We start from the raw sequence: 12,376 nt of genomic DNA, 5'->3' as shown, positions 1-12,376 counted from the left end.
ACCATGAAATCAGCCGTCGTCCTCCTTCCCGGCCTCAATCGCGACCGCGACATGATCGCTGCGCTGACGAAGATCGGCGGCAAGCCGCCGGTTACCGTATGGCAGACCGACAACGAGATTCCCGATGTCGATCTGATCGTCATCCCCGGCGGTTTTTCCTATGGCGACTATTTGCGCTGCGGTGCGATTGCCGCACGCATGCCGGTCATGCGCGCCGTCGCGGAAAAAGCGGCCAAGGGCGTCACGGTCATGGGCGTGTGCAACGGTTTTCAGATTTTGCTGGAAGCTGGACTTCTGCCCGGCGCGCTGATGCGCAACGCCTCGCTCAAATTCGTCTGCCGCGAAGTGAAGCTCGAAGTCGCAAATACTCAGACCCGCTTCACCGATCGTTACGAGCAGGGCCAAGTCATCCGCTGCCCCATCGCGCATCACGATGGCAATTATTTCGGCGATGCCGAAACGCTTGCACGCATCGAGGGTGAGGGTCAGGTTGCGTTCCGCTATGCGGACGGCACCAATCCGAACGGCTCGCTCAACGACATCGCAGGCATTGTAAACGACAAGGGCAATGTGCTCGGCATGATGCCGCATCCCGAAAACCTCATCGAGGACGCGCATGGCGGCTCGGATGGTCGCGCGCTCTTCGAGGCCGCGCTCGGGCGGGCGGCGTGAGGGCTGTATTCGCTGCGGTCGCAGTCGCGCTCGCGCTTTCGGGTTGCCGCGCTTCGGCTCCTATAGCCGAAACGGCTTCGCAGCCCGGTGATGCGTCCGCGCTGTCGACCATGGAGCGTGTTGCGGTCGCCGCACAGCGCTGCTGGTTCAGAGCCGGCGATCCCCGCTTTTCGGACCTTATCATGTCCCCGGAACTGACGTCGCATTCGGGCAAGCCGCGCATCCTTGCAGTGCCGCGTGGCAATATCGGCGGCCTGCCGAAGCTCGTCGTCGAAGCGTCCGGCAGCCCGGCCCGTATCAATACGTTCGGCCCGCTGATCGACGGCGGGTCCGAATCCGACCGTATCTCGTCCGACATCACCAGATGGGCGTCGGGCGCCACCACCTGCTCTCGCCCCGCCTGACGGAGACGTTCCGCGTGACCATTTCGAATTCGATCCCGATCACCGATGAGTTGATCGCTTCCCACGGTTTGAAGCCGGACGAGTATCAGCGCATTCTGGACCTGATCGGACGCGAACCGACCTTCACCGAACTCGGCATCTTTTCGGCGATGTGGAACGAGCACTGCTCGTACAAATCCTCCAAAAAGTGGCTGAAGACGCTGCCGACAAAAGGTCCACGCGTGCTTCAGGGACCGGGCGAGAATGCCGGTGTCGTCGATATCGGTGACGGTCAGGCCGTCGTCTTCAAGATGGAGAGCCACAACCACCCGTCCTATATCGAGCCTTATCAGGGCGCGGCGACGGGCGTCGGCGGCATTTTGCGCGATGTGTTCACGATGGGCGCGCGTCCCGTCGCGGCGATGAACGCGCTGCGCTTCGGCGCACCGGACCATCCGAAGACGAAGCATCTCGTCGCAGGCGTTGTGGCCGGCGTCGGCGGCTACGGCAATTCCTTCGGCGTGCCGACCGTCGGCGGCGAAGTCGAGTTCGACGCCAGCTATAACGGCAATTGCCTGGTCAACGCCTTTGCCGCCGGACTTGCAGATACCGACAAGATCTTCCTGTCGCAGGCCAAGGGCGTCGGCCTGCCTGTCGTTTATCTCGGTGCCAAGACGGGTCGCGACGGTGTCGGCGGGGCGACGATGGCTTCGGCCGAGTTCGACGACGACATCGAGGAAAAGCGCCCTACCGTTCAGGTCGGCGACCCGTTTACCGAGAAGTGCCTTCTCGAAGCATGCCTCGAACTGATGAAGACCGGCGCGGTCATCGCCATTCAGGATATGGGCGCGGCGGGTCTCACCTGCTCGGCCGTCGAAATGGGTGCGAAGGGCGATCTCGGCATCGAGCTTCAGCTTGATGCCGTTCCTGTGCGTGAAGAGCGCATGTCGGCCTATGAGATGATGCTATCGGAAAGCCAGGAGCGCATGCTCATGGTGCTCAGCCCCGAAAAAGAGGCCGAGGCCGAGGCGATCTTCAAAAAATGGGGTCTCGACTTCGCCATCGTCGGCAAGACGACCGACGATCTGCGCTTCCGCGTTCTTCATCAGGGTGAAGAGGTTGCCAACCTGCCGATCAAGGAACTCGGCGACGAGGCTCCTGAATATGATCGGCCATGGGTCGAGACGCCCAAGCCTGCCATGCCCGACTTCGCCGATCTTCCGGCAATCGACCCGGCCGACGCGCTGTTGAAGCTGATCGGCTCGCCGAACCTCGCCTCGCGCCGCTGGGTGTGGGAACAGTACGACACGCTGATCCAGGGCAATTCCCTGCAGCGCCCCGGCGGCGATGCCGGCGTCGTGCGCGTCGAGGGCCATGAAACGAAGGCGCTTGCCTTCTCGTCGGACGTGACGCCGCGCTATGTCGAGGCCGACCCGTTCGAAGGCGGCAAGCAGGCGGTCGCCGAATGCTGGCGCAATCTGTGCGCGACCGGCGCGCTCCCCCTTGCCGCGACCGACAATCTCAATTTCGGCAATCCGGAGCGTCCCGAGATCATGGGCCAACTCGTCGGTGCGATCAAAGGCATCGGCGAAGCATGCCGCGCGCTTGATTTTCCCATCGTCTCGGGCAACGTGTCGCTCTACAACGAGACCAACGGCAAGGCGATCATGCCGACGCCCACGATCGGCGGCGTCGGCCTCATCGACGATTGGTCGAAGATGGCGCGCATCGCGTTCGCGGCCGAAGGCGATGCGATCCTGCTCGTCTGCGCAAGCCCGCAATGGGGCTCCCATCTGGCACAGTCCACCTATATGCGCGACCTTCACGAGCGCCGCGACGGGCCCCCGCCACCCGTTGATCTCGATCACGAGCGCCGCGCGGGCGATTTCGTACGCGATGCGATAAGCGATGGACGCGTAACGGCCTGCCACGACATTGCCGATGGCGGGCTTGCCGTCGCGGTCGCCGAAATGGCGATGGCGGCAGGCATCGGCGCGGCCATCAGCCTGCCGACGCCGGGCGATCCGACGCCGGTTCTTTTCGGCGAAGATCAGGGCCGCTATCTTCTGACCGCCCCGCGTGCCGACAAGCAGCTTTTGCGCGAAATCGTGGACGCGGGCGCGACGCGCGGGCTCGTTGTCGCGTGGATCGGCGAGACGGGCGGACGCGAATTGCAACTGCCTGGCACGCGTGCCATATCCGTTGAAGAACTCAAGGCACGCCACGACTCGTGGTTCCCCGAATTCATGGACTAAAAGGCACGCATAATGGCTATGGACGCTCGCGACATCGAACGCATGATCAAGGACGCGATTCCCGACGCGCAGGTGACGATCCGCGATCTTGCCGGCGACGGCGACCATTATGCGGCTGAAGTCGTGGCCGAGAGCTTTCGCGGCAAGAGCCGCGTCCAGCAGCACCAGATGGTCTATGACGCGCTGAAGGGCAATATGGGCGGTGTCCTCCACGCACTCGCGCTTCAGACCAGCATTCCCGAGTAGCGCACCCCGGTCGAGGGCTTTGACGACGCAGATCGACGCCAGATCGATCGTCCTTCGGATCGGACGGATTTGCACGGGGTGCATTGTCACACGGTCTTGAAAGGCTACGGCCTTCCGGCGACCATGCTCCGCGCATCCGCACAAATCCGCTCCGACCATTCAATTCAAATTAACAGATCCTGACCCCCAACTCGACATTCGCCGCCCCATCGCTTATCTAGAGGCAATCCATTTTTGTTACGCTACCGGCCTTGAACCGGCAGACGAAAGGCAGATCCATGACCGCGATCAACCAGTTCATCGACAATGAAGTGAAGTCGAACGACGTCGTTCTGTTCATGAAGGGAACGCCCGGCTTCCCTCAGTGCGGCTTTTCGGGTCAGGTGGTTCAGATTCTCGACTATCTCGGCGTCGACTATAAAGGCGTCAACATCCTGACCTCGGACGAGCTTCGTCAGGGCATCAAGGACTATTCCAACTGGCCGACCATCCCCCAGCTTTACGTGAAGGGTGAATTCGTCGGCGGCTGTGACATCATCCGCGAAATGTTCCAGGCTGGCGAATTGCAGTCTTTCATGAGCGAAAAAGGCGTCAGCGTAAAAGCTGCCTGACCCGGAGGCGCGCAAGGCGCGCCGAACCGAAATCGAAATCCAGACAATGCGCCGGTTCTTGACCGGCGCATTTTCGTCTTTGAAATCTTGCTGGATCAAAACCGATGGATCAGACATCTCCGCGCACAACGGTAGCCGGCAAGCTGCCGCTCGGACGCAATGAACTCATAGCGCTTGCCGCCGCACTGATGGCGCTCAACGCGCTGGCGATCGATATCATGCTGCCCGGTTTGCAGGAGATCGGGGCGAGCCTCGGCGAGCCGGACGAGAACCGGCGCCAGCTTGTCATCACCGCCTATATAACCGGCTTCGGTCTGGCCCAGCTCGTTTTCGGTCCATTGTCGGATCGTTTCGGCCGCCGAAATCCGCTGCTCGCGGGTCTCGTGGTCTATGTCATCGCGGCTTTCGCCTGCGCGGTGTCGCCCACATTCGGTGCGCTTCTGATTCTGCGTTTCGTTCAGGGAATGGGTGCGGCGGCCACGCGTGTCATCGCCATTTCAGTCATTCGTGACATTTTCGGCGGCCGCGCCATGGCCGAGGTCATGTCCCTCGTCTTCATGGTGTTCATGGTCGTTCCGGTCATCGCGCCCGGCGTCGGTCAGGTCGTCATGCTGTTTGCGAACTGGCACTGGATCTTCGTCTTCATCGGCGTGATGTCAACGCTGGTTCTCGTCTGGACGGCCATGCGCCTGCCAGAAACGCTCCGTCCTGAAAACACGCGCGCCTTCACCGTTACCTCGATCATGAACGGTTTTCGGATCGTCCTGACGAACCGCGTCGCCGTCTGTTATACCGCCGCGCTGACCTTCGTTTTCGGGGCGCTGTTCGGCTTCATCAACTCCGCCCAGCAGATTTATGTCGGGCTTTACGGCGTTGGCGCTTGGTTTCCGGTCTTCTTCGGCGTCGTCGCCGGTTTCATGGCGATTTCGTCCTATCTGAATGCCCGGCTTGTCGGACGGTTCGGCATGCGCAAGCTCGCGCACGGCGCGCTGCTCGGCTTCCTCGCAGTGACGACGCTCGGCTTTGTCCTGGCACTGCTTGGCCCGGTGCCGCTTTGGCTGTTCACGATCGTCTATGCCCTCGCGATGGTCCAGTTCGCGTGGATCGGTGCGAATTTCAATTCCCTCGCAATGGAGCCGCTCGGCCATGTCGCAGGCACCGCGTCATCTGTGCAGGGCTTCTTGCAGACGGCTGGTGGCGGCCTTATCGGCGCGATGATCGGGCAATCCTTCGACGGGACGATCCGCGCCTTTTCGGCCGGATATTTCTTCGCCGGCCTGTTCGCCCTCGCATTGGTATTGGTCGCCGAGCGTGGACGCCTGTTCCAGGCTCAGAACGAGCCGCCGCAGCATGGCTGAGCGATAGTCAGTGAAGGAGCTCTTCGACCTTGAGGCGCCTGCCTTTGCGGTCGAAGAAATGTCCTTCATTGAGAACGCGGCGATCTTCGCGAAGCCGCGCCTCCAGTTCTTTCAATTCGGAGCGTGCGACATCGTTCGGCACCGGTCCGTTGAAATAGCTGTTCACCGGGAAGAATGCCGCGCCGCTCCACGCAACGCCGGAACCAGCGAACAATTCGCGCAAATCAATCCAGCGTGTCTCGTCGCCGATGACGTTCATGAAGGTCGAGCGCAACAGTTCGATCGCACTACCGTCCATCGAGACCAGCACCACGAGCACGGTGAAATCGCCGCGCCTGCGATATTCGCCGGAAAGCCATGGGTCGAAACGGTTCGGACGCTCAGAAGTCGACAAGCTGCGTCTCCGGCATGTAGTGCTCGAACAACACCCAGAACGGCTTGCCGCGTGCTTCGACATACCAGTCTTCGAAGGCTTGAAGCGCGGCCTCCACATTCGGCGTCTGCGTGACGGACACCGTCACGATTTCATCCTCGTCGTCCTCGACTTCATGCGTAGCGGCATATGCCGCCATTGCGATCTTTGCATATTCCGTCAAAACCTCGTTTCGCGCATCGCTGTCGTCGCGCCAACCGAGACGGTTGCGCAATGCGGCAACCGCTGCGGCGGTCGCGATCTCTTGGCTGTCGGCCTGTGCGACTGTGGCGAACAGTGATTTCATCAAGTTCATGCGCCGATTTGCAAAGGCGCGCGCCTCGGCGAGCGTGGCGACCCGCGTAGCCATGGTGCGGCGGAATTCCTGTTCCTCGTGCTCGCATGCGGCAGCGTTCTCGCTCAACCGGGCGATGAATGGGTGCATTTCGCTCATGTGGATTTTCCGGAAACTGGCGGAGGAGAGTGGGAGTCGAACCCACCTGGGACCGTCTCACGGCCCCACCCGGATTTGAAGTCCGGACGCCCCACCGGGGACGCTTCTCTTCCCTTGTCTTCATTCTCTTGGACCGAATCCCCGAAAAGGTCGAGGCGGTGCGGATTTAGCCGGCGAAGATCGCCTCTGCGCAACGTCACGCCATGCCGGTCGAGAAACTCGAGAATCTCAATAGAGACCTTTCGTCCATTTTCCAACCGGTCGCGCAGATCGGCGGCGACGAATTCACCCTTTGGCTTCATTGAGGCGACATCGGCGAGGATACCAACGATCTCGCTCATCACGTCCCGCGCAAAGAAGCTGTCCTGCGCAACCTCATGAACGCGGCCCATGCGGCTTGCCCGCTTCAAAAGCCCGCGCATCTGCTGCTCTCGTATGCCGAACATCGCCGCGAAATCGCGTGTGCGCGGTGGCCGGAAGCGTTCGGAGCCGGTCAGATGCTGTTCGACATCGCCCCACAAAGCCTCGTCTTCATCAGACAGACGCACGACGTGGCTTGCCCGTCGCACCCACGCCCCGTCGAGCGAGATTTCGCCCTGACGCTGCAATCCCTGCAAGGCAGAGCGGAAAATGGGCGCTGGTAGTCGCACGTCGCCAAGCAGACGCAGGCGCTCAAGGCCGATACCCGGCTGGTCGGGGTTGTCCGCATGGAATGCGTCCAGATCGGCAAGGAGCCGTTGGCGAAAGCGCAGCCAGCGTCCCGGCGCCATGACGACCGAGCCCGTTTCGGGCGGGATGCGGATCGTGTCGGCTGCAAGACGCGCGGTTTCTTGCGCACCAAGCGCGCGATCGCGCGCAAACGCGTCGATATCCAGAAAGAACGGTTTGATGTCGAGAAGGGCACTGAGAGCGGCGCGCACGTCGATTGCCGCCATGGCTCGGACCTGTTCCAGCCGCTCAGGCGAACGGCGGCGTCGCGCCGGCGCGCGAAGATCGAGAAGCACCCCGCCGCCGATCGTGCGTTGCGCGGAGGTATCGCGAATGACGAAGCGGTCTCCGACCGCTGCCGCGATCGGCCGTTCGATAACAAGCTGGACCAGCGCTCGCCCGCCGGGCGCGATTGGCTCTTCCTGAAGAAGAACGATACGCGCCGGCACCTCGCACGAGGCATGGTGAAGATGAACCGGAAACCATTGACCGATCGGGCGCGGCTCAGTCGCCAGAACATCGAGTTCGGCGTCGATCCGCAACGTCGGCGCATGAAGCACCGGATCGACGACCATGTCGCCGCGCGCAATCGCGTCCGCGCCGATGCCCTCGCCTGCAAGATTGAGCGCGCAGCGGTCCCCTGCCCGTCCGCGTTCGGCCTTTTCGTTCTGCGCATGGATGGCGCGCACGCGTGCCGTCAGTCCGGCCGGACTGACCGTCACCGTGTCGCCGATACCGATCTCCCCCGAGAGCACGGTGCCGGTGACGACTGTTCCCGCACCCTGGATGGTAAAGGACCGATCGACGGCCAGCCGGAAGCGGCCGGCTGCGCTGCGCCTGCCGATTTCGAGAGCCGCCGCCGAAAGCCGTGCTTCGAGTTCTGAGACGCCTGCGCCGGTTGCGCTCGAAACCGAAAGAACCTCAACGCCTTCCAGAACGGTTCCCGCAAGCGCCGCTTGGATCTCGATTTCAGCGGCCAGCAGCCGGTCCTCGCTCACCAGATCGGCCTTGGTCAGCGCCACCACGCCGCGCCGAACCTTGAGAAGATCGAGAATCGCAAGATGCTCGCGCGTCTGCGGCATCACGCCATCGTCAGCCGCGACGACGAGCAGCGCGAAATCGATCCCGCCTGCGCCCGCCAGCATGGTGTGGATGAAGCGCTCGTGACCGGGCACATCGATGAACCCGATCCGCGCACCATTCGCCAGCGTGCGGTAAGCGAAGCCGAGATCGATGGAAATGCCTCGCGCCTTCTCCTCCTTCAGGCGATCGGTCTCGACGCCCGTCAGCGCGCGCACCAGCGAAGTCTTGCCGTGATCGATATGGCCCGCCGTTCCGACGATCACGATAAAGCCCCCAAGGGTTCATCTGCCCGGCGCGCGGCCTCTTTGCGCTGATCGGGTGACAACATGCCATTGGCGGGAGGGATGAAGTTCGCCGCCAGTTTCGAGCCGCCGTCGCGCGCGCGAAGCAGCCAGACAAGGGCATCGAACGGATCGGCGGCAACGCCCGCGCCAGTCAGATAGGCTGCGCCAAGTCGCGCCTGCGCGTCGGCATCGCCGAGCATGGCAGCCTTCCGCCACCACTGCGCAGCCTGGCTCACGTCACGCTCGACGCCCAGCGCATCGTGATAAAGATTGCCGAGACGCGTCATCGAAGCGGCGACGCCCTTTTCGGCCGCCTGCTGCGCCAGTGCGAACGCACCCTCATAGTCGCCGCGCTCGGCCAACATCCAGGACAACATGTCCTGCGCGGTCGCATCGCCCTGATCGGCCGCAAGACGGTAAAGCCGTATCGCTTCGCCGTCGTCCTGCGCGACCCCTTCACCGCGAAAATAGAGCGTTGCAAGGTTGCGCTGACCAACCGGATCGCCCGACGCGGCCGATAGTTCCAACCATTTCGCTGCCAGCCCGGTATCTTCCGCTACACCGTACCCGGCCGAAAAACACGCGGCGATATTGTTTTGCGCGCGCGCGTTACCCGCCCGCGCCATCGGCTCCCAAATTGCAAGTGCGGCCGCGTAATCGCCAGCCTTAGCGGCGGCAAGCGCACTTGCCATCGCGTCGTCCGGCGCGGGCTTACGCAAACGGTCAAGCCAGCCCACGGTCGAGCCCTTCAAGGTTCTGGACGAACGCTTCGCAATTTTCGAGGCAGCGCAGATCGAGAACGAGAGCGCCGTCAGCGATACGGCCGATCACCGGCGTCGCCAAACGGCGAAACGCCGCCGTGAGCCTCTCCAATGCCTGTCCCGAGCCGTCGGCAGCACGGATCGCAAGGCCGGCGGAGGGCAGCGTGTCGAGTGGCAGCGCGCCCGAACCGATCTGGCTTGCGCAATCGACGAGTTCCACACGCCAAGCCTCGCCCAACGCAGCGTTTACGCGCGGCAACAAAGCTTCCGCCATTGCGGCGATCTCATCCTGGCTGCGGGCCAGAAGCCGCAATGTCGGCAAGCGATCCGCCAGCCGGTCCGGATCGCGGTAGAGCTTCAGCGTGGCTTCCAGCGCCGCCAGCCGCATCTTGTCGACACGCAAAGCGCGCTTCATCGGATTGCGGTTGATCCGCTCGATCAATTCCTTGCGACCGACGATGAAACCAGCCTGCGGCCCGCCCAGAATTTTGTCGCCGGAAAAGGTCACCAGATCAGCGCCTTCTGCAACCGCCTCGCGCACGGTCGGCTCGCGCCGCAAGCCCCATTTCGCCAGATCGACGAGCGTACCGGAACCGAGATCGTTGACGAGCGGCACCTTCTTTTCCCGGCAGATCCCGGCAAGCGTCGGAGCTTCGACCTCCTTCGTGAAACCTTCGACGCGATAGTTGGACGTATGCACCTTTAGAACCAGTGCGACATCTCCCTGCGCCAGTGCGGCTCTGTAGTCCTTTTCGTGCGTCCGGTTCGTTGTTCCGACCTCGACAAGCCGCGCCCCGGCCTGCCGCATGATATCGGGCATACGAAACGCGCCCCCGATCTCGATCAGTTCGCCGCGTGAGACGACGGCACCCGCACCATCGCCAGCCAGCGTATTGAGAACGAGGAGAACGGCAGCCGCATTGTTATTAACGATTGTAACGTCTTCCGCACCGGTCAGGTCGCACACCAATGCGCGCAGATGGTCATCACGCTCACCGCGCTTTCCCGTTTCGAGATCGAATTCGAGCGTGACCGCGCTGCGCATAGCCTCACTCGCCGCCTCAATAGCAGCTTCGGCCAGAACAGCGCGGCCCAGATTGGTGTGCAGCACCGTTCCGGTCAGGTTGAAAACCGGTCGCAGGGTGGATGCCGCGTTTGCTTCGAGGGCGGCTAATGCATGCGCCGCGATGGCTTCCGCATCCCGCGCAGCACGTCCTGTCCGCAGTTCGGCTCTCTCGCCATCGAGCACCGTGCGTACGCTCGCAGTCGTCTCGGCGCGTCCGAAACGCTCGATCCCGGCCTGTCCGATCGGACTGCGCAGGACGACGTCGACGGACGGTATGGCGCGAAAGTCCATGACGCCTAATATCCAAGCAAAAACGGGTTGAACGCGCCGCGCCGATATGTGGTCTCGCGCATCAGGAGATCGACGCCAAGGCTACCGACATCGTCAGCGAAAGGATCGAGCGTCTTGTCCTTCTGCTGGTTGAGGATTTTGACGTAACATCCGCATTCGTCGCAGGTTTCCGCTTTGATGGTACCCGGTCCGTCTTCGATTTCCTGATAGCGGATGCCCTTTGTCGAGGAGCAGATCGCACATTTGATGCGTACATGATGCCACAGCGTCCCGCATAGCGCGCACGAGCAGAAGCGCGCGCCGCCCGCATGCGGCCAGCCGACGATGAGCGACGTGACCGGCGGCCCGCCACAAGACGGGCACGCACCATCGCCGACCGATTTCAAACGGCGTTCCGGCAGCACCGACGCCGCGCGGACAAAATGAAGCTGGAGCGCCGCGGCAACATAGGCATGCTCCGCCATCGTCTCGGTCGGCACCGAATCGGCCATCAGGTCGCTAACGATCGTAGCGAGACGTGCCTCGCCGCCTTCCCTGACGGAGCGCAACGCATCCTTCGCCGCAGCCGGTTTTTCGACTTCTTCCAGCGCACCGAACAGTTCTTCGCTCAGCGAGTGGAAGCCGGCGTCGGGCTTGAACGAACTGCGGTCGAGCGGCGGCATGCCATGCTCAACGGCACGGTTGAGGACCGCATCGTCCATCGCGTCGGGTTCAGGCAGTTTTTCGGCAAGTGCCTGCTGCTGTTCGGCGATACCGGCGAGAAGGCCGAGATAGGGACCGATCCCGTCGGGACCGGAGAGCTGGCGAAAGCGCTCCGCGCGGCGCTCGAAAAGCCGGACGGAGTCCGGCACGCGGGCGAAAGGCGGCGTCTTGACCTCGCCGATCGCCGTCATGTCTCCCGAAACGGGAATTTTACGGGGCATTTATACCTCCACGAGCCGCACGGGCCACGCGGCAATCTAATCATGTTTGGAAACGGCCGGAAACTGCCCGCTTCGTCGCGGCTTATCCGGAACGGAAAAGGCGGCCGGCGAGTGGTCTTCGCCGGCCGCCCGATTTTACGAGATCAGCCTTTGCGGTCGTCTGCCTGATCGTCGCGCTTGCCGTAGGTTGCCAACGCACGCAGCCATTTGCGGTGATGCCGCCATGCCCAGCCGCCCGAAACGTTGCCGCGTGTCATCGCACGCATCGTGCCCTGCACCCAAAAGGCAGCGTAAACGTGGATGATCCACACGCAGATGATGGCGACGGCTGCGATCGCATGGATGAGGACCGCCACACGAAGCTGCGGAATTGTCAGGTACTGCGAGAAATACTCCTCCCAGATGGCGAGGCCCGAGGCGATCAGGATCATGATCAGCACCGACATTGACCAGAAAACCATCTTCTGGCCGGCATTGTACTTGCCGACTTCAGGAAGCTTTTCTTCCTGGTTGGTCAGCACGTCGCCGATCTGCGAGGCCCACTGCACGTCCTCGCGCTTCGGCAGGTTCAGGCGCCAGAAGCGGATGAACAGGCCGAAGAACGAGAAGAACAGGACGACACCGAACCACGGATGCAGCATGCGCGTCAGCTGCCCGCCGCCGAACAGGCTGGTCAGCCAGAAAAGCGACGGATGGAACAGCGATAGCCCCGAAAGCGCGAGCAGGATCAGGCTGATCGCCGTGATCCAGTGATTGATGCGCGCCCACTTGGTGTAGCGGTCGACGACGACCTCGCGTCCGACATGAAGCCGGTCCCCGCGGTCGATCTCCGCTTTCGTCACTTCCGGAATCGGCCTGTTGTGGCCGTG

At 62.6% G+C, this 12,376-nt stretch carries 12 protein-coding genes, 1 tRNA gene and 1 pseudogene; 6 read left to right on the top strand and 8 right to left on the bottom strand.

The window, feature by feature from the left end; genetic code table 11:
• The first annotated feature begins 3 nt into the window (after positions 1–3).
• The 6 genes from purQ to ACX82Z_RS06585 all read left to right on the top strand — a co-directional run bounded on the left by purQ (position 4) and on the right by ACX82Z_RS06585 (position 5,525).
• Positions 4–672, top strand: a complete 669-nt coding sequence (gene purQ / locus ACX82Z_RS06610) for a phosphoribosylformylglycinamidine synthase subunit PurQ (RefSeq protein WP_459587409.1) — start codon at positions 4–6, stop codon at positions 670–672.
• On the top strand, positions 669–1,076 hold the full coding sequence (locus ACX82Z_RS06605) for a hypothetical protein (protein WP_459587408.1): 408 nt from the start codon (positions 669–671) through the stop codon (positions 1,074–1,076). Before purQ ends, ACX82Z_RS06605 begins: the two co-directional genes overlap by 4 nt.
• A 14-nt stretch (positions 1,077–1,090) precedes the next feature.
• Positions 1,091–3,310: a phosphoribosylformylglycinamidine synthase subunit PurL gene (purL, locus tag ACX82Z_RS06600; protein ID WP_459587406.1), complete on the top strand. Its 2,220-nt coding sequence runs from the start codon at positions 1,091–1,093 to the stop codon at positions 3,308–3,310.
• Positions 3,311–3,322: 12 nt separating this feature from the next.
• Positions 3,323–3,556, top strand: coding sequence for a BolA/IbaG family iron-sulfur metabolism protein (locus ACX82Z_RS06595; RefSeq protein ID WP_459587404.1), 234 nt, complete (start codon positions 3,323–3,325; stop codon positions 3,554–3,556).
• A gap of 278 nt (positions 3,557–3,834) precedes the next feature.
• Positions 3,835–4,167 (top strand): Grx4 family monothiol glutaredoxin, encoded by a 333-nt coding sequence (grxD, locus tag ACX82Z_RS06590; protein ID WP_459587402.1) that lies wholly within the window; start codon positions 3,835–3,837, stop codon positions 4,165–4,167.
• Between the two features lie 104 nt (positions 4,168–4,271).
• Positions 4,272–5,525, top strand: coding sequence for a multidrug effflux MFS transporter (locus ACX82Z_RS06585; protein WP_459587400.1), 1,254 nt, complete (start codon positions 4,272–4,274; stop codon positions 5,523–5,525).
• 7 nt (positions 5,526–5,532) lie between these two features.
• Here the strand turns inward: ACX82Z_RS06585 and ACX82Z_RS06580 are convergent, their stop codons facing one another.
• The 8 genes and pseudogenes from ACX82Z_RS06580 to ACX82Z_RS06545 form a co-directional block, all read right to left on the bottom strand.
• A complete protein-coding gene (locus tag ACX82Z_RS06580; RefSeq protein WP_459587398.1) occupies positions 5,533–5,919 on the bottom strand; it encodes a hypothetical protein in 387 nt (128 codons plus the stop codon).
• A complete protein-coding gene (locus ACX82Z_RS06575) occupies positions 5,906–6,391 on the bottom strand; it encodes a hypothetical protein (protein WP_459587396.1) in 486 nt (161 codons plus the stop codon). The genes ACX82Z_RS06580 and ACX82Z_RS06575 overlap by 14 nt, the downstream gene beginning before the upstream one ends.
• Positions 6,392–6,408: 17 nt before the next feature.
• A tRNA-Sec gene (locus tag ACX82Z_RS06570) sits at positions 6,409–6,504 on the bottom strand.
• Between the two features lie 66 nt (positions 6,505–6,570).
• Positions 6,571–8,397: pseudogene (selB, locus tag ACX82Z_RS06565) on the bottom strand (selenocysteine-specific translation elongation factor); the annotation flags it as partial.
• A gap of 44 nt (positions 8,398–8,441) precedes the next feature.
• On the bottom strand, positions 8,442–9,203 hold the full coding sequence (locus tag ACX82Z_RS06560; RefSeq protein WP_459587394.1) for a tetratricopeptide repeat protein: 762 nt from the start codon (positions 9,201–9,203) through the stop codon (positions 8,442–8,444).
• Positions 9,190–10,584 (bottom strand): L-seryl-tRNA(Sec) selenium transferase, encoded by a 1,395-nt coding sequence (selA, locus tag ACX82Z_RS06555; RefSeq protein ID WP_459587392.1) that lies wholly within the window; start codon positions 10,582–10,584, stop codon positions 9,190–9,192. Before selA ends, ACX82Z_RS06560 begins: the two co-directional genes overlap by 14 nt.
• Positions 10,585–10,589: 5 nt before the next feature.
• A complete protein-coding gene (gene fdhE, locus ACX82Z_RS06550; RefSeq protein ID WP_459587390.1) occupies positions 10,590–11,507 on the bottom strand; it encodes a formate dehydrogenase accessory protein FdhE in 918 nt (305 codons plus the stop codon).
• 143 nt (positions 11,508–11,650) lie between these two features.
• Positions 11,651–12,349, bottom strand: a complete 699-nt coding sequence (locus ACX82Z_RS06545) for a formate dehydrogenase subunit gamma (RefSeq protein WP_459911643.1) — start codon at positions 12,347–12,349, stop codon at positions 11,651–11,653.
• Positions 12,350–12,376 lie beyond the last annotated feature (27 nt).

The sequence above is a fragment of the Aliihoeflea sp. PC F10.4 genome, assembly GCF_054612275.1.
This window is presented reverse-complemented; position numbering and strand designations above follow the sequence as displayed.